Origin of the sequence: Pseudomonas frederiksbergensis (assembly GCF_003732705.1) — a bacterium.
GTDB classification, from domain to species: Bacteria; Pseudomonadota; Gammaproteobacteria; order Pseudomonadales; family Pseudomonadaceae; genus Aquipseudomonas; species Aquipseudomonas frederiksbergensis_F.
The window spans coordinates 119,621-135,674 of the sequence record NZ_MOBR01000018.1; the positions used below are offsets into that span (position 1 = coordinate 119,621).

The 16,054-nt window shown below is 61.3% G+C and carries 14 protein-coding genes; 7 read left to right on the plus strand and 7 right to left on the minus strand.

The features are described from left to right. Nucleotides 1-162 precede the first annotated feature (162 nt). The 3 genes from recQ (at nucleotide 163) to BK667_RS20325 (ending at nucleotide 4,733) form a co-directional block, all read left to right on the plus strand. The gene (gene recQ / locus BK667_RS20315) at nucleotides 163-2,289 is read left to right on the plus strand and encodes a DNA helicase RecQ (protein ID WP_123598695.1); all 2,127 of its coding nucleotides are present in this window, start codon (nucleotides 163-165) and stop codon (nucleotides 2,287-2,289) included. Nucleotides 2,290-2,408: 119 nt separating this feature from the next. Beyond that, complete coding sequence (locus BK667_RS20320; protein ID WP_123509077.1) at nucleotides 2,409-2,843, plus strand: MarR family transcriptional regulator; 435 nt, start codon at nucleotides 2,409-2,411, stop codon at nucleotides 2,841-2,843. Nucleotides 2,844-2,972: 129 nt separating this feature from the next. Beyond that, the gene (locus BK667_RS20325) at nucleotides 2,973-4,733 is read left to right on the plus strand and encodes a motility hub landmark protein FimV (RefSeq protein WP_123598696.1); all 1,761 of its coding nucleotides are present in this window, start codon (nucleotides 2,973-2,975) and stop codon (nucleotides 4,731-4,733) included. Between the two features lie 128 nt (nucleotides 4,734-4,861). Here the strand turns inward: BK667_RS20325 and BK667_RS20335 are convergent, their stop codons facing one another. After that, nucleotides 4,862-7,051 (minus strand): patatin-like phospholipase family protein, encoded by a 2,190-nt coding sequence (locus BK667_RS20335; RefSeq protein WP_123509080.1) that lies wholly within the window; start codon nucleotides 7,049-7,051, stop codon nucleotides 4,862-4,864. 72 nt (nucleotides 7,052-7,123) lie between these two features. On the opposite strand from BK667_RS20335, the gene BK667_RS20340 reads away from it, so the two are divergent. Next, nucleotides 7,124-7,411, plus strand: coding sequence for an Rdx family protein (locus tag BK667_RS20340; protein WP_054049193.1), 288 nt, complete (start codon nucleotides 7,124-7,126; stop codon nucleotides 7,409-7,411). Here the strand turns inward: BK667_RS20340 and BK667_RS20345 are convergent. Both BK667_RS20345 and BK667_RS20350 read right to left on the minus strand, forming a co-directional pair. Beyond that, the gene (locus BK667_RS20345; protein WP_123598697.1) at nucleotides 7,405-8,298 is read right to left on the minus strand and encodes a DMT family transporter; all 894 of its coding nucleotides are present in this window, start codon (nucleotides 8,296-8,298) and stop codon (nucleotides 7,405-7,407) included. The two genes, BK667_RS20340 and BK667_RS20345, sit on opposite strands and share 7 nt — an antisense overlap. A gap of 164 nt (nucleotides 8,299-8,462) precedes the next feature. Continuing rightward, entirely contained in the window at nucleotides 8,463-9,227 is a 765-nt protein-coding gene (locus BK667_RS20350) for a helix-turn-helix transcriptional regulator (RefSeq protein ID WP_123509082.1), read from the minus strand. A 128-nt stretch (nucleotides 9,228-9,355) separates the two neighbouring features. Here BK667_RS20350 and BK667_RS20355 point away from each other — a divergent pair, with 128 nt between their 5' ends. Further along, on the plus strand, nucleotides 9,356-10,171 hold the full coding sequence (locus BK667_RS20355) for a UDP-2,3-diacylglucosamine diphosphatase (RefSeq protein WP_046055974.1): 816 nt from the start codon (nucleotides 9,356-9,358) through the stop codon (nucleotides 10,169-10,171). Between the two features lie 130 nt (nucleotides 10,172-10,301). Here the strand turns inward: BK667_RS20355 and BK667_RS20360 are convergent, their stop codons facing one another. Together BK667_RS20360 and BK667_RS20365 are read right to left on the minus strand one after the other, a co-directional pair. Then, a complete protein-coding gene (locus BK667_RS20360) occupies nucleotides 10,302-10,892 on the minus strand; it encodes an HD domain-containing protein (RefSeq protein ID WP_123598698.1) in 591 nt (196 codons plus the stop codon). A gap of 96 nt (nucleotides 10,893-10,988) precedes the next feature. Next, nucleotides 10,989-11,300 (minus strand): Mpo1-like protein, encoded by a 312-nt coding sequence (locus tag BK667_RS20365; protein WP_123509084.1) that lies wholly within the window; start codon nucleotides 11,298-11,300, stop codon nucleotides 10,989-10,991. Between the two features lie 160 nt (nucleotides 11,301-11,460). On the opposite strand from BK667_RS20365, the gene BK667_RS20370 reads away from it, so the two are divergent. Then, on the plus strand, nucleotides 11,461-12,522 hold the full coding sequence (locus BK667_RS20370) for an AraC family transcriptional regulator (protein WP_221178471.1): 1,062 nt from the start codon (nucleotides 11,461-11,463) through the stop codon (nucleotides 12,520-12,522). Here BK667_RS20370 and BK667_RS20375 read toward each other — a convergent pair. Beyond that, entirely contained in the window at nucleotides 12,479-13,933 is a 1,455-nt protein-coding gene (locus BK667_RS20375; RefSeq protein WP_123509086.1) for a TrkH family potassium uptake protein, read from the minus strand. The genes BK667_RS20370 and BK667_RS20375 overlap by 44 nt on opposite strands. Nucleotides 13,934-14,054: 121 nt before the next feature. On the opposite strand from BK667_RS20375, the gene BK667_RS20380 reads away from it, so the two are divergent. After that, the gene (locus BK667_RS20380) at nucleotides 14,055-14,618 is read left to right on the plus strand and encodes a nitroreductase family protein (protein WP_123598699.1); all 564 of its coding nucleotides are present in this window, start codon (nucleotides 14,055-14,057) and stop codon (nucleotides 14,616-14,618) included. Here BK667_RS20380 and BK667_RS20385 read toward each other — a convergent pair. Next, nucleotides 14,615-15,955: a sensor histidine kinase gene (locus BK667_RS20385; protein ID WP_123509088.1), complete on the minus strand. Its 1,341-nt coding sequence runs from the start codon at nucleotides 15,953-15,955 to the stop codon at nucleotides 14,615-14,617. The genes BK667_RS20380 and BK667_RS20385 overlap by 4 nt on opposite strands. Nucleotides 15,956-16,054: the final 99 nt, after the last annotated feature.

The window sequence follows — 16,054 nt, forward strand, 5'->3', positions numbered from 1 at the left end:
TGCCGGGGAGGGCTCGGGTATACTCCCGCGTTTTGTGATGCCCTGCTGGCGTCGCGGCTGAGATGTGAAGCGTCATGCAATGCGCACTTACGATTTGTCAGTGCAGCCTGCGTGGTTCTGAACCAGCCTTGCAGGGATGTTTCGGTGATTTTTGGAGTTTTTATGCTCGAACAGGCTCAACGCGTCCTCAAGGACATCTTCGGCTACGACAGTTTCCGTGGCCGCCAGGGTGCAATCATTGAGCGCGTGGCCAATGGCGGCGACGCTTTGGTATTGATGCCTACCGGTGGCGGCAAGTCCTTGTGCTTCCAGGTCCCGGCGCTGCTGCGCGAAGGCCTGGCGGTGGTGGTGTCGCCGCTGATCGCATTGATGGACGACCAGGTTGCGACCCTCGAAGAGCTGGGCGTCGCCGCCGCCGCGTTGAACTCGACCCTGAGCGCCGAACAGCAGCGCGACCTGGCCGCCCGGATCAAGCGCGGCGAAGTGAAAATGCTCTACCTGGCGCCCGAACGCCTGGTGCAGCCGCGCATGCTGGCCTTCCTGCAAAGCCTTGAAATTGCCCTGTTCGCCATCGACGAAGCGCACTGCGTATCCCAATGGGGCCACGATTTCCGTCGCGAATACCTGCAACTGGGCCAATTGGCGGAACTGTTCCCCAATGTCCCGCGCATCGCTCTGACCGCCACTGCCGACAAACGCACCCGGGAAGAAATCGTCGAGCGCCTGCATTTGCAGGACGCCGAGCGTTTCCTGTCGAGTTTCGACCGTCCCAACATTTTCTATCGCATCGTCCCCAAGGAGCAGCCGCGCAAGCAATTGCTGGCGTTCCTCGCCGAGCGGCGCAGCGATGCGGGCATTGTTTACTGCCTGTCGCGCAAGAAAGTCGACGAAGTGGCGGTGTTCCTCAGCGAACAGGGCTTCCCGGCGCTGCCGTACCACGCCGGTCTGCCCAACGAAACCCGCGCCCATCACCAGAAGCGTTTCCTCAACGAGGAAGGCCTGATCATGGTTGCCACCGTGGCGTTCGGCATGGGCATCGACAAACCCAACGTGCGTTTCGTCGCGCACCTTGATTTGCCCAAATCCCTTGAAGCGTATTACCAGGAAACCGGTCGCGGCGGCCGTGATGGCTTGCCGGCGGACGCCTGGATGGCTTACGGCCTGCAAGACGTGGTGATGCTCAAGCAGATGCTGCAGAACTCCGAAGGCGATGAGCGCCACAAGCGTCTGGAGCAGCACAAGCTCGACGCCATGCTCTCGCTCTGCGAAGAAACCCGCTGCCGTCGCCAGACCCTGCTGGCCTACTTCGACGAAGACATGCCCGAGCCGTGCGGCCATTGCGACAATTGCGTCGACGGCGTGCAGACCTGGGACGCCACCGAGCCGGCCCGTCAGGCACTCTCGGCGATTTATCGCACCGGCCAGCGCTATGGCGTCGGGCACTTGGTGGATGTATTGCTGGGCAAGGACAACGAAAAAGTCCGCAGCTTCGGCCATCAGCATCTGTCGGTGTATGGCGTCGGCAAGGCGATGGGCGAGAGCGAGTGGCGCTCGCTGTTCCGCCAATTGGTGGCCCGCGGTCTGGCGGACATCGACCTGGAAGGCTACGGCGGCCTGCGCCTGAGCGACACCTGCCGGCCGCTGCTCAAGGGTGAAGTGACCCTGGAGCTGCGCCGTGACCTCAAGCCGCAAACCACCGCCAAAAGCAGCAAGAGCCAGGCGAGCCAACTGGTGCGTGGCGAAGAGCGCGAACAGTGGGAAGCCCTGCGTGCCCTGCGCCGCAAGCTCGCCGAAGAACACGGTGTGCCGCCTTACGTCATCTTCCCCGACTCGACCTTGCTGGAAATGCTCCGCAGCCAACCGACCTCGCTGGCGGAAATGGCCACGGTCAGCGGCGTCGGTGCACGCAAGCTGGAGCGTTACGGCGAAGCCTTCCTCGAAGTCCTCGGTGGGCAGGTCGAGGCACCGAAAGTGGTGGCCGACGTGCGCCACGAACTGATCACCCTGGCCCGGGCCGGCATGACGCCGCTGCAAATCGCCGGTCAACTGCAATGCTCGGAAAAGAACGTCTACACCATGCTCGCCGAGGCCATCGGCAAGCAGCAATTGTCGCTGGAACAGGCGCTGGACTTGCCGGAAGAGCTGATGGGGGAGATCCAGGACGCGTTCCTCGACGGCGAAGGCGAGTTGCCGGCGGTGGCGGAGATTGCCGCGTTGTTCGCCGGTCGCGTGCCGGAAGGGGTTTTGTACTGCGTTCGCGCGGCGCTTCAGTCTGAATTCGAGATTTAACTGACCGTGCGCATAGATGTAACGATTCAGTACGGAGCAAACCTTGCCTATAGCGAAAGGTCATGCTTAGCTGACTAATAATTAGATTTTCTCTATTTCAGCCTAACCATGAGTTTTTTATGCCGTTAACCGATCAACACCGCTTTGGCATGCAATTGGCCCAGATGTCTCGTGGCTGGCGTGCCGAACTGGACCGCCGTTTGGCCGGCCTGGGACTTTCCCAGGCGCGTTGGCTGGTGCTGTTGCACCTGGCGCGTTTCGAAGAAGCCCCGACCCAGCGCGAATTGGCGCAGAGTGTCGCGGTCGAAGGGCCGACCCTGGCCCGGTTGCTCGACAGCCTGGAAGGCCAGGGGTTGGTGCAGCGCCAATCCGTGCTGGAAGACCGCCGGGCGAAAAAAATCGTCCTATGTGCCCCCGCCCGACCATTGATCGAACAGATTGAAACCATCGCTACACAACTGCGCCACGAGCTGTTCGAAGGCGTCGATGAGGCGGATTTGAAGGTCTGCATGCGTGTTCACGGTCATATCCTGGCCAACCTCGAAAAGTCTTGAGGCAAAACCTTAGGCCGTGTTTTTGAGATACCCCGTTGGGCAGACTATAAAGAACTACTAGGCAATATCGTGTTCGTACCGGATGTGCGAACACGTACAGGTTGGTTCTGCTTAATCTAAGGGATGCTCATGCTCGAGAGTTGGCACGTGGTTTTGCGGTATTGCACCCAGTTGCTTCTGGTCGGGGGTGCGGTCACTTACTCGGCATTGGCACCCGCCCTCGGGTTGGGTGACCTCACCGTGCATTCGGCGTTGAACCAGCCGTTCAGCGCCGATATCGCCCTGGTGGACGCCGGCGGTCTGGCGGAAGGCGATCTGTCGGTCAGCCTGGCGACGGCCGACGAATTCAGCCGTGCGGGCGTCGAGCGGGTGTTCTTCCTCAACAGTCTGAAATTCACGCCAATCCTGCGGGGCAACCGCACGTCGATCCGGGTGACCTCCAGCAAACCGGTCAATGAACCCTTTCTGAATTTCCTGGTGCAGCTCAATCAGCCCAACGGCCGTTTGCTGCGCGAATACACAGTGTTAATCGATCCGCCGGGTTCACCGGGGATCGTTCCCGCGACCGACGAACCCTCGGCCAAAGAACCGACTTCCGGGTTCCCGAGCGTCGAACCGACCCTTGCGCCGGTACCGGCTCCCAAGAGCAAGGCGCCTGCGCCCGCCGCCAGCGTCGCTCCCCCGGCGGCGGCACCTGTCAACGATGAAGTGGCCGAGCAACTGGCCGCCAGCGTTCTGCAAAACCAGCAACTGCAAAAAAACCTCGATGAGTTGAATGCCCGGATCAAGACCCAAGACGGGCAAATCGCCGATGAGCGCAAGCAGATCAGCGACTTGCAGACCCGCCTGTCCGAGGTCGCGCAGACGCCGGCCGCCGCACCGGTGGCTGTGGCACCTGCGCCGGTCGTGGTTCAAGAGCCTGAAACCAGTCACTGGCTGTTGATTGCCGGGTTGCTGGCGTTGGTGTTGCTGATGGTGCTCGGGTGGTTTGTGCGTCGGCAACGGCAGCAAGCGTTGACCGAGCCGTTGTCCACGGCGCCACTGCACGCTGAGCCTGTGCGTGATGTCCCGCCACAAGTTGCCCATGTCGCGCCAGTTTCCGATCACCGCGAAGAAGCGCCCGCTGGCGATGTGCTGGAAGGCGTCGGCATCTACCTGGCGTACGGTCGGTTTTCCGAAGCGGCAGGCCTGTTGCGTGAGGCATTGGCCAAGGAACCCCAGCGCACAGACCTGGCGTTGCAGCTGTTGGAGGTGCTGGGCAAGCAGGGTGATGTGGCGGCGTATGACGCGCAGGAAAACCACCTGCGTGACGCCGGGGTTGACCCGCAACAGTTGGCGGACCTTCGCGCTCGATTCCCTAAACTGGCGGGTGCCGTACCGGTCGTGGCCCTTGCGCCGGCCATTGCGCCGGCCGTGGCGGTGGTTCCCGAAGCGCCACCCGGTGACGAGTTCCAGTTGAACCTGGACGACCTGTCGATGGATTCCAATTGGGATCTGGTCAGCCCCTTTGAAGATCCACCCTCGCCGAAGGCTAAACCGCCGCTGCCGGATGAACCTGCGTTCACCTCAAATCTGCACGTAATGCCCGATGTCTACGAAATGCCCGACGAGTCGGAGCTGGGCGAACCCGAGCTGGAATGGGACGCCGAGCCTGAAGCTCAATCACTGGACGACGACTTTCTCGACGCATTCAGTGAGCCCGGCCAGTCACTGGAACTTGAACCACTGCCCCCAACCGTGCCGACGGGCGCTGGCAAACTGGAACAAGCCCAGACCTGTATCGATGATGGCGATCTGGACAGCGCTATTGAGCTGCTCAACCAGTTGCTCAAGGAAGGCGACGAACCCCTCAAGCAGACCGCCCGGACTTTGTTGGCCGGTATCCGCTAGCACTGTCACGACTATCCAATGTGGGAGCGGGCTTGCTCGCGAAGGCGTCGTATCAGTCAACATCACCGTTGCTGACACTCCGCCTTCGCGAGCAAGCCCGCTCCCACATTTGACCAATGGTGCCCGCGCTAAAACGTCTGCCCCAGATTCAAATAAACCGCCTGTTCATCCGCATCATTAAAGCCATAACTGAAGTTCAATGGTCCCAGCGGTGTGTCGAAACCGATGAACACACTGGCGGCGTTGATGTAGCCGCTGTCGAACTCATTGTCGTTGTTCCACGCCCGCCCGCGCTCCAGCGAGCCGCCGATGTACAGAGGGAAATCCAGCGGCAGGTACGAACGCGGCGTCAGGCGTCGGTAGTAAACCCCGCGCATCAGGCTGACGTTCTGTCCGGAAATCGCATCCTCGCGAAACCCCGACAACTGCCGCGCGCCGCCGAGCAGGAAGCTTGAGGTGACGACGTTGGCATCATCCAGCGTACGGCCATAACGCCCGCCCAGAATAAACGTGTCCGGCCCGCTGCTCATGGCCTTGTCCAGTTTGAATTCCCATTGGCGGTAACGCTTGTCCGAGCCCAGCCCCGGTTCGAACTGCCGGAACGCCAGGCTGATGTCTTTGCCTTCGTGGGGGAAGTAGACGTTGTCGAACGAATCGAACGAATACTTGAGCTCATAGAAGCCCTCGTTAAAGCTTTCGCTCGGCAGATCCTGATCGCCGATGCGCACATCAGCCTTGCCCCAGGCCTCGCCGACGCCGAAACGAATCTCTCCGCTGTTGCCAATCTGCCGGCCGACATTCAGGCCGAAACCATAACGTTCGACGCGGTACTGGGCGATCGGGTCGTTGTCCAGAACCGCCTCGACGTTCTGCGCTTCAAATGCGGCGTAAGGCGCGATGAAGTAGCGCGAACCCACATCCAGCGGCTGATAGAACTCGCTGTAGAGTTCCTGTTTGTCGCCGATCTGCGCCCGGGTCAGCCATTCCGCGCCGAGGCGGTTGATGCCGTTGACCCGGTAACTGGCGCCGAGGTTGAACGCGCTATCGCCGCGCATATCGTCCGACAGGTTCAAACCGACCCGCAGGTAATCGGTGCCGCTGCGCTTGCCTCGGGCGCTGATCACCAGGGTGTGATCCTCGCCCTTGTGCACCACGCGGTATTGCACTTGCTCGAAATAATCGAGGCCGTACAGGGTGCCCATGTCGGTTTGCAGGCGGCCCATGTCCAGCGGCTCGCCGACGTTTTGGCGGATGTAGTAGCGAATCACGTCATCGCCGACTTTCGAGTCGTTTTCCACTTTGATCGCGGTAATGATCGGCGTGCGCTGGCTCGGGGCACGGGCGGCGGTCAGTTCGGCGTCCAGCGGTTGCGTCGGTTTGAGTTGGGCCAGGCGTGGCGCGAGAATCCTGGTGGCGCGGTAGCCCGCATCGATCATGTCTTGGGCACGACCGAAGTCGGTCACGCCGAAACTCGCCAGCGGTGGCTGGATCAACACGTCGTCCTTGTGCAGGGCGGCGAGTTGTTCTTCGGAGTTGCGGCGGGTCATCAGGGTGATCGACTGGTTCAGCACATCGACCACGGTGGTCAGTTGTTTGCGGTTGCGCAGCGGGGTGCCGATGTCGACCACGATGGCGATGTCGACGCCCATCTCCCGTGCCACGTCCAGCGGGATGTTGTCGGTCATGCCACCGTCCACCAGCAAGCGACCGCCCAACTCGACCGGCGCGAACACCGCCGGGATCGACATGCTGGCGCGGATCACCTGGGGCAGGTGGCCTTTGCGGAACACCACTTTTTCGCCCGTAGAAATGTCAGTGGCGACCGCGCGGAAGGGGATCGGCAGTTTGTCGAAGTCGCGGGTGTCACTGGCATGGGCCAGCAGGCTTTCCAGCATCAAAGCCAGGTTCTGGCCCTGGATCACGCCGAGCGGCAGGCCGAGACTGCCGTCGTCGCGAAAGCTGAGTTTCTGTTTGACCAGAAAGTCCCGGTCATCCTGCTTGCGCCGGAACGGCACGTCTTCACGCGGCGGCGCGTCGGACAGGGCTTGTTGCCAGTCGATGTTGAGGGCCAGTTTTTCCAGTTCATCGATTTTGTAACCCGAGGCGTACAGCCCACCGACCACCGCGCCCATGCTGGTGCCGGCAATCGCATCGATCTTGATGCCTTGTTCTTCCAGGGCCTTGAGCACGCCAATGTGCGCCAGGCCACGGGCTGCGCCGCCGGACAGCACCAGGCCGATTTTCGGTCGGGGTGCATCGGTGGCGTGAACGATCAAGGGGTAGAGGATAAGCAACAGGCAACACAGTAAACGGCGCATCGTGAATCTCGGGGCGAGCGATAAAGGCGGCTATTATAGCGGCGCCCCTCTGGCTCAGGAGTTTCAGCGATCATGACCATGCAAAAACCGGAAATCGTCATCACCTATTGCACGCAATGCCAGTGGCTGTTGCGCGCTGCCTGGCTGGCCCAGGAGCTGCTCAGCACCTTTGGCGATGACTTGGGCAAAGTGTCACTGGTGCCGGGCACGGGTGGAGTTTTTCATATTTTTTGTAACGAGGTGCAGATCTGGGAGCGCAAGGCTGATGGCGGTTTCCCGGAAGCCAAGGTGCTCAAGCAGCGGGTCCGGGATCAGATCGACCCGGACCGCGACCTCGGGCACAACGACCGCACTCAGTGAGAGGCGGCTTCGGCGGCCACGGCTTTTTTGCTGGAATGGCCGGATAGCCGACTGGACACCACGATCGCGACGATGATCAACGCGCCGCCGAGCAACATGCGCAAGGTCGGGTTTTCATCGAACAGCAGCCAGGCCATGGTGATGCCGTAGACCGGTTCCAGGGCAAACACCACCGCAGCGGTCCGCGCCTTGATCACCGCCAGGCTGGCGACAAACAGGCTGTGGGCCACGCCGGTGCAGAACACGCCGAGCAGGCCGATCCACAACCAGTCGAGGGCGCGTACGTCGCTCAACTGGGGGGCGGCGACCGGCAGCAGGCACAGCGCGACCACTACGTTTTGGCACAGCGCGGCCTGCACCGCCGGGATGCGTGCGGAACTGGCGCGGTTGGTCAGGGACAGCAACGCGAAGAGTAAACCGGAAGCCACCGCCCAGAGCAGGCCGACGGTCGCGCCGGTGCCCAGGTCGAAGGCGGGGGTGACGAGCACCAGGCCTACGCTGACCAGTACCACCAGCAGGATTTCATTGGCGCGGATTCGCTCGCGGAAGATCAGCCCTTCGAGGATCACGGTAAAGGCCGGGAAACTGGCAAAGCCCAGAGTCGCAATCGCCACCCCCGCGACTTTCACCGCGATGAAAAAACTCACCCAGTGCCCGGCCAGCAGCAAGCCGCTGAGCAGCAAACGGCGCCAGTCCACGGCTTCAAGTTTTTGCCAGCGAGTGCTGCTGGCGAACCGCGCAAAAAACGCCAGCGCCAGCACCGCGAACGCCGCACGGCCGAAAACGATGACCGCCGGGGAGGCGGCCGCGAGTTTGCCGAACACACCGGTCAGGCCAAACATCAGTGCGCCGATATGCAGGGCGCCAAGGGCGGTACGGGGAGTCATTGCAGTCCTTGATAAATATTCAACAGGCGACGACGGTCCCCCGTAGGAGCTGCCGAAGGCTGCGATCTTTTGATCTTGCCCTTCAAGAAAGCAAAATCAAAAGATCGCAGCCTTCGCCAGCCCCTACATTTAAGCGTGTGAAGCCAATCCTGTCTGTCGGCAGACTATCGTCTTTTGTCGCCAGCCTCGTGGCGCAATTTGCCGGGCGAAGCGCCAAACTCGCGCAATACCGCCGCCGCAAACGCACTCTGGGAACTGTAGCCGACGCGGCTAGCAATCTCGCCAATCGGCAATGCCGAATCCCGCAACAATCCCACGGCAATGTGCAGCCGCCGACTGCGAATGTAGTCCATCGGCGTTTGCCCGCATTCCGTCACGAACCGCGCATGCAGTCGAGCGCTGGAGAGGTCGGCAATCCGCGCCAGATCCGCCACTTGCAGCGGATACGCCGCGTACTGATCGATGTGCGCATTCATCGCCGCATACGGCAGGCGTCGTCCGCCGATGATGTCCGGTTTGATGTTGTTGAGGCTGGCCAGCAGCAACACCGCACCTTGCTGGGCAATCAGCGGATCGCTCACCGGGCTGCTCGCCAGCCAACTGACCAATTGGCTTTGCCCGGCATCCATAGGCAGCCGTCCGGCGTTGTCGAGCAAGCGGCGGCTGGCATCGGCGTGCTCCCCCAACGACTGGGACACCCATTGATCGCCGGGCACATCCAGCACCAGGCACCGACTGCCATTGGGGCTGCCACAGGCGTGATGCATGCCGGCCGGGACCACCACGAAACTCTGCTGCACCACCTGACTGCCGTGGCCGCCGACCTCGAAATCCAGCGCACCCGATAACCCAAACACCAGTTGTGCGTGGTCGTGGCTGTGGACGATCAGGTCGTGGCTGTACTGGCGAAGCGTGAGGATCGGTCTCATCGCAGGACTCCCGGGCAAGATGCGGCCAGTCTACACCGGCCGGGCGCTGTCACAGGATTGACTCGTCACTGTCATGGGCAATTAACCCGACCGGCGCAAGCTTGTAAAAACATCCCAGAGGGTTGCCCATGACCAGCGCCGAGCTCGCCAAACCCAGCCGTAAACAACGTGTCCGCACCTTATGGATTTCCGATGTGCATTTGGGCACCCGGGATTGCCAGGCCGAGCACCTGTCGCAGTTTCTCAAGGGCTACCACACCGACAAGATCTACTTGGTGGGCGACATCATTGATGGTTGGAAACTGCGCGGCGGCATGTATTGGCCCCAGGCCCACACCAACGTGATCCGCCGCTTGCTGACCATGAGCAAGCGCGGTACGGAAGTGATCTACGTCACCGGCAACCACGACGAATTCCTGCGGCGCTATTCGAAGCTGATCCTGGGCAACATTCAGTTAGTGGACGAGGCGGTGCACGTGACCGCCGATGGCCGTCATCTGCTGGTGATCCACGGCGATCAGTTTGACGTGATCACCCGCTACCACCGCTGGCTGGCCTTCCTTGGCGACTCGGCCTACGAATTCACCCTGACCCTCAACCGCTGGCTCAATCACTGGCGTGCCCGGTATGGCTACGGTTACTGGTCGCTGTCGGCGTACCTCAAGCACAAGGTGAAAACCGCCGTGAGTTTCATCAGCGACTTTGAAGAAGCCATCGCCCATGAATGCGTCAAGCGCGAGTTGCATGGTGTGGTCTGCGGCCATATCCACCATGCCGAAATCCGCAAGGTGGGCGGGGTGGATTACCTCAATTGCGGAGACTGGGTGGAATCGTGCACGGCGTTGATCGAGCATTGGGATGGCTCGATCGAGTTGTATCGGTTGGCGGATGCCCAAGCGCGGGAGGCGGAGTTGAAAGCGGTGAAGGTGGCCGAGCCGGCGTAATCGTCGATTTGCCACAAATTCCCTGTGGGAGCGAGCCTGCTCGCGAAAGCGGTGCGTCAGTCAATGAATGTTTGGCCTGATGCACCGCATTCGCGAGCAGGCTCGCTCCCACATGGGGTCCCAGGTGGCTTCAGGCCGGCGCGTGTTCTTCCATCGCTGCTTTGTAGATCGAGCTCTTCGGCTGTGCAAACAACCGCTCCATCATCGGTTCAAAGAAGCTCAACGGCAGCGTCTCATACGCCGGATCAAACGCCGCCGCATCGTATTTGGCGCAAAATTCAATGGTCGCCTGATACTGCGGATGCCCGCTGAATTGCTCGCGCAGGTGCCGATCCATCCCCAGGTGATGGAAGAAGTAGTAGCCCTGGAAAATCCCGTGTTTCTCCACCATCCACAAATTCTCGATGCTGACAAACGGCTTGAGGATGGCCGCAGCGATGTCCGGGTGGTTGTAGGAGCCGAGGGTGTCGCCGATGTCGTGGAGCAAGGCGCAGACCACGTATTCCTCGTCGCGGCCATCACGAAAGGCGCGGGTGGCGGTTTGCAGGGAGTGGGTCAGGCGATCCACCGGGAACCCGCCAAAATCACCCTCCAGCAACTTCAGGTGCGCCACAATCCGTGTCGGCAATTGTCGGGCGTAGGCACTGAAGTCTGCGGCGATGATCGCCCAGTCTTCCTGCGTGCCGTCCTGCATGTGGGTGAAGCGGGCATTGGCGTTCATCGGCGATCTTCTTATTTTGCGAAGTGACGGATTGAGTGTAGAACTTGGATCCACTGGCGCACTGTCTGCACGGGACGCATCGCTGGCCTGCGGAGCCTAGAACGGCACGCGGCCCAGAATCATGTCGCGGTACATGACGAAATCGCCGAGCAGGCTGTAGAACGGATGCTGGAAGGTGGCAGGACGATTCTTCTCGAAGAAGAAATGACCGACCCAGGCGAAGCTGTAACCGGCCAGCGGCAGGGCGATCAGCAGCAGCCAGGCGCCTTTGCCGATAGTCAGGGCCAGAATGAAAATAACCAGGGTGGTGCCGATAAAGTGCAATCGTCGGCAAGTACTGTTGCTGTGTTCGCTGAGGTAGTGCGGGTAGAACTCAGCGAAGCTGTTGAAACGCTTGGTGTTTTCCACGACTGCGATCTCTGTGGTTATTGTTCTGATGGCAAGTTGTTCTGCGGGTAGCTTATTTGAGTCTAGAGTGATCATTGGCATCAGCCAGTGACAATAGGCGCCACTTTAGTATCCTTCGGTAATTGGCCGTAGCATGCGGCTCATCATGTAAGTAAACGCCATGAGCGAACGAACGACTTCTGCAAGCTGGGCGATGGGGATTGTCAAAGCACTGGAAATGGACGGCCTGGATTGCCGGGTTCTGTTCAAACAGCTAGGGCTCGACTACGCAGCACTGGATGATCCGGATGCGCGCTTCCCGCAAGATTCCATGACGCGGCTCTGGCAGCGCGCGGTCGAGCTGTCCGGTAACCCGGCGATCGGCCTGAACATGGGCAAAGTGGTGCGACCGGCATCCTTTCATGTGGCCGGCTACGCGCTGATGTCCAGCCAGACCCTGGCCGAAGGTTTCCAGCGGCTGGTGCGGTACCAGCGGATCATTGCCGAAAGTGCCGACCTGAGTTTTCGGCTGTTGGAAGAAGGCTATGCGCTGATTCTGACGGTCCACGGCGACCATCTGCCACCGACCCGGCAAAGCGCCGAAGCCTCGCTGGCCTGCGCCTTGGCGCTGTGCGGCTGGCTGACCGGCCGCACCCTGCAACCGCGCAAGGTGTTGGTGCAGGGCGATGAGCCCGCCGATCTCGAGCCTTATAAACAAGCCTTCCACGCGCCGCTGGTGTTCAACGCGCCTTACGATGCATTGATCTTCGAGCGCGCCGACATGGAAGCACCGCTGCCGACGGCCAACGAAGCCATGGCGCTGCTGCATGACCGCTTTGCCGGCGAGTACCTGGCGCGGTTTTCTGAAAGTCGCGTGACCCACAAGGCCCGGCAAGTGCTTTGCCGTTTGCTGCCCCAGGGCGAACCCAAGCGCGACACCGTGGCGCAGACCCTGCATTTGTCACAACGCACCTTGCAGCGCCGGTTGCAGGAAGAAGGCACGAGTTTCCAGACGTTGCTCGATGACACCCGTCGCGAACTGGCCGAGCAGTACCTGGCGCAGCCAACCATGACCCTGCTGGAAATTGCCTATCTGTTGGGGTTTGCCGACCCGAGTAACTTCTTTCGCGCGTTCCGCCGCTGGTTCGATGCGACGCCCGGCGAGTACCGGGCGCGGCTGATGGATGCGCCCAAGCAGGTCAGTGACGCCAGAACGCCGGAATACACAGAACGAACACCGTAATGATCTCCAGTCGGCCCAGCAGCATGCCGAACGAGAGAATCCACTTGGCAGCGTCCGGCAGGGTGGCAAAGTTGCCCGCCGGGCCAATGGTTTCCCCCAGCCCAGGGCCGACGCCGGACACGGTGCTGGCGGCGCCGGTCAGCGCGGTCATCCAGTCCACACCCAGCAGCGACAGCAACAGCGCGATCACGCAGATAGTGATGGCGAAGAAGAAGGAAAAGGTCAGGATCGAACGCACGATCTCTTCGTCGAGCCGGTGACCGTTGTATTTCTGCTTGATCACCGCGCGCGGGTGAATCAGCTGGTTAAGGTTGGCCTTGAGCAGGATGTAGGCGACCTGGAAGCGGAAAATCTTGATCCCGCCCGCCGTCGAGCCCGAACAGCCGCCGACAAAGCCCAGATAAAAGAACAGCATCAGCGAGAAATTACCCCAGAGGCTGTAGTCCCCGAGAGCGAAGCCCGTCGTCGTGACCACCGAAGTCACGTTCAGCGCCACGTGGCGCAGCGCATCCAGCCAATGCAGGTTGGTGGTCCACCAGTACCAGGTGCCGAGCACCAGCCAGGTCACCAGCAACATCCCGAGCAAACCCTGGACCTGTTGATCCTTGATCAGCGCTTTGCGATTACCGCGCAACGTCGCCACGTACAGGGTGAACGGCAGGCTGCCAAGAATCATGATCACCACCGCGACCCAGTGCACCGCCGGCTGCGTCCACTTGGCCAAGGACTGGTCGGAAGTGGAGAAACCGCCGGTGGAAATCGCCGACATCGCGTGGTTGATCGCATCGAACAGGCTCATCCCGGCCCACCAGAATGCCAGGCTGCCGACAATGGTGATGCCGACATAGGCCGCCACGATCAGGCGCGCCACCATGTGTGAACGGGGCATGACTTTCTCGGAACGGTCCGACGATTCGGTCTGGAACAACCGCATGCCACCGATGCGCAACAGCGGCAGGATCGCCACCGCCATGCCGATAAATCCGATACCGCCGAGCCAGTGCAGCAATGAGCGCCACATCAGGATGCCGGGGGACATGGTGTCCAGGCCACTGAGCACGGTGGAGCCGGTGGCGGTAATGCCGGACATGCTTTCGAAGAAGGAGTCGGTGTAGCTGATGTGCTGGGTCAGCAGGAATGGCAGCGCGGCGAAGATGCACACCACCAGCCAGCTGCTGACGGTCAGCAGGTACATGTCCCGCGGGCGCAGGTGCACGTGTTCGGGGCGTCCGGGAATGACCAGCGCCAGGCCGGCGACGAAGGTGATCATGCTGGCCCAGAGAAACGAGGGCAGGTCGCTGGTGCGATCGAAAATCACCAGCGTGGCCATGGGCACGACCATAGCGATGGCCAGCGTGATCAGGAAGATGCCGATGATGAAACCAATAGTCCGTAAGGTCGGCAACGCCATGAAGTCCGCTCGGGCTGAAATAGGGAAGGGCGCCATTCTACCTGTGAGGTCTGCCATGTAAACCGGCGCTCCCGCAGGGTTGCAGCTAGAATAGCCAAACATTTTTTACAGGAGGTGGCCGATGCAGGCTCTCGACGCTTTGCTCAACCGTGTTTCCGTTCCACGACTGGTCGAACCGGCCCCTACTGCCGAGCAGCGGGAAGTGCTGTTTGGCGCTGCGCTGCGTGCGCCGGACCACGGCCATTTGCAGCCTTGGCGTTTCCTGACCGTCGAAGGCGCGGCGCGGGAGCAAATGGGTGAGATGCTGGCCGAGGCGGCGAAGCTGCAGGACAGCGAAGTATCCGAAGCGGCGCTGGACAAGGCCCGCAACGGTCCGCTGCGAGCACCGCTGGTAGTGGTGGTGATTGCGCGGTTGCAGGATCACGTCAAATACCCGAAGTCCGAGCAACTGCTGGCGGCAGGGTGTGCGGCCCACGGGATTTTGTTGGCGGCGTATGCGCAAGGGATTGGCGCGGTGTGGCGTACCGGTGAACTGGCCTACTCGGCGCATGTGGCCAAAGGCTTGGGGTTGGCGGAGGGGGAAGAAGTGATTGCGTTCCTGTACCTCGGCACGCCGCAGAAAGAACCGCGGGTGGCGGAGAAAGTCGACCTCGCCGAGTTCGTCAGCGCCTGGCCCGCCCCCTAAGGCTGAACCACAGCTCCCGGCACCAACGGTAATTCCAGGCTGGCGATAAACCCGCCGTCCGGGTGATTGGCCAGGACCAGGCTGCCGCCATGCCGTTCTGCAGCTCGCCGTGCGATGGCCAGGCCCAGGCCATGTCCGGCGGCTGTTTGCCCCGGCGCGCGGTAGAACGGTTCGCCCAGCAGGTTCAAGTGCTCGGCCTCGACTCCCGGCCCATGGTCGCGAACGCTGACCACCATTCGCTCGCCCTGGCGCGAGGCCTGCAGTTCAATGGGCTGGCCCACCGGGTTAAAGCGCTGGGCATTGCGCAGCAGGTTGTCCACGGCGCGCTCGATCATGGTCGGCCAACCTTTGAGGTTCAGTTGCGGCTCGGCTTCCAGGCGTACGGTTTGTTCTGGAAAGCCCAGTTGTGCGTCCTTTTGCAGGGTGTGGAGCAAGGCGTTGAGATCGACTTCTTCGGCACTGGCGTTATCGGCGTCGACCCGAGCCAGAACCAGAATTTCGCTGATCAGCGCTTCCAATCGGTCGCATTCGCGGGTCAGGCGCGGCCAGAGTTTTTCCCGTTCCTCAGGATTAGCCCGCTCAGCCAACGCCAGCGCAATGCGTAGTCGAGCCAAGGGCGAGCGCAGTTCATGGGACACGTCCCGCAGCAATTGCCGCTGGCTGCCGATCAGACTTTGCAGGCGCGCACCCATGCGGTTGAAGTCATTGGCCAGCACCCCGAATTCATCGCGACGGTTAGCCAGTTTCACCAGGCTGTTCTGCTGGTAGGTGGTTTGCCCCAGATCATGCACCGCGCCGCGCAAACGGCTGAGGGGGCGGGTGATCGAGAGCGTTACCAACAGACTGAATAAAGTCAGCACCACCAGCGCAATACCCAGCGCACTCAATGGCCAGAGCAGGCTTTCGCGATGCCAGGAGTCGAGTTCCGGGTGCGGGATGCGGTAGATCAGCAGATAGGTGTTGCCGGTTTTTTCACTAGTGTACTCAGCGGTCAGGCGGCGCCACGGCAAGCGGCGATCATCATCGTTCTGCCGCGCTTCAAACGCAGCAGCCCGGCGCGGGAAAGTGCCGCGCACCACCGGGTCGCCGCTCTCGTTGAGCACCTGGACGTCGATGTGATATTGGCGTTTGCGCTGTTCCAGGATGTCCTGGGCGGCGTCTTCGCCTTGGGCTTCGTAGGTTTGTGTCCACTCTTCGGCCAGGGTGTTGAGGCCCGGATGGCGGCTGAGAATCCACGCGTCCTGGTTGAGCATGTGCCCCAGCAAAAGGGAAAGCCCTGCAACCAGAGCGATGGCCAGCCAGAAGCTGGCCAGGATACGCCAGAACAATGAGCGCACAGAAAATCCTCAAGCAAACACAAGATCCTTGTAGGAGCGAGGCTTGCCCGCGAAGGCGATTTAATGACCAACAGAGATGTTGAATGTTAAATCGCCTTC

What these genes read in the sequence shown, in the direction of transcription:
- recQ (WP_123598695.1), top strand. Translation starts at nt 163, where the DNA reads ATGCTCGAACAGGCTCAACGCGTCCTCAAGGACATCTTCGGCTACGAC.
- BK667_RS20320 (WP_123509077.1), top strand. Translation starts at nt 2,409, where the DNA reads ATGCCGTTAACCGATCAACACCGCTTTGGCATGCAATTGGCCCAGATG.
- BK667_RS20325 (WP_123598696.1), top strand. Translation starts at nt 2,973, where the DNA reads ATGCTCGAGAGTTGGCACGTGGTTTTGCGGTATTGCACCCAGTTGCTT.
- BK667_RS20335 (WP_123509080.1), bottom strand. Translation starts at nt 7,051, where the DNA reads ATGCGCCGTTTACTGTGTTGCCTGTTGCTTATCCTCTACCCCTTGATC.
- BK667_RS20340 (WP_054049193.1), top strand. Translation starts at nt 7,124, where the DNA reads ATGACCATGCAAAAACCGGAAATCGTCATCACCTATTGCACGCAATGC.
- BK667_RS20345 (WP_123598697.1), bottom strand. Translation starts at nt 8,298, where the DNA reads ATGACTCCCCGTACCGCCCTTGGCGCCCTGCATATCGGCGCACTGATG.
- BK667_RS20350 (WP_123509082.1), bottom strand. Translation starts at nt 9,227, where the DNA reads ATGAGACCGATCCTCACGCTTCGCCAGTACAGCCACGACCTGATCGTC.
- BK667_RS20355 (WP_046055974.1), top strand. Translation starts at nt 9,356, where the DNA reads ATGACCAGCGCCGAGCTCGCCAAACCCAGCCGTAAACAACGTGTCCGC.
- BK667_RS20360 (WP_123598698.1), bottom strand. Translation starts at nt 10,892, where the DNA reads ATGAACGCCAATGCCCGCTTCACCCACATGCAGGACGGCACGCAGGAA.
- BK667_RS20370 (WP_221178471.1), top strand. Translation starts at nt 11,461, where the DNA reads ATGAGCGAACGAACGACTTCTGCAAGCTGGGCGATGGGGATTGTCAAA.
- BK667_RS20375 (WP_123509086.1), bottom strand. Translation starts at nt 13,933, where the DNA reads ATGGCGTTGCCGACCTTACGGACTATTGGTTTCATCATCGGCATCTTC.
- BK667_RS20380 (WP_123598699.1), top strand. Translation starts at nt 14,055, where the DNA reads ATGCAGGCTCTCGACGCTTTGCTCAACCGTGTTTCCGTTCCACGACTG.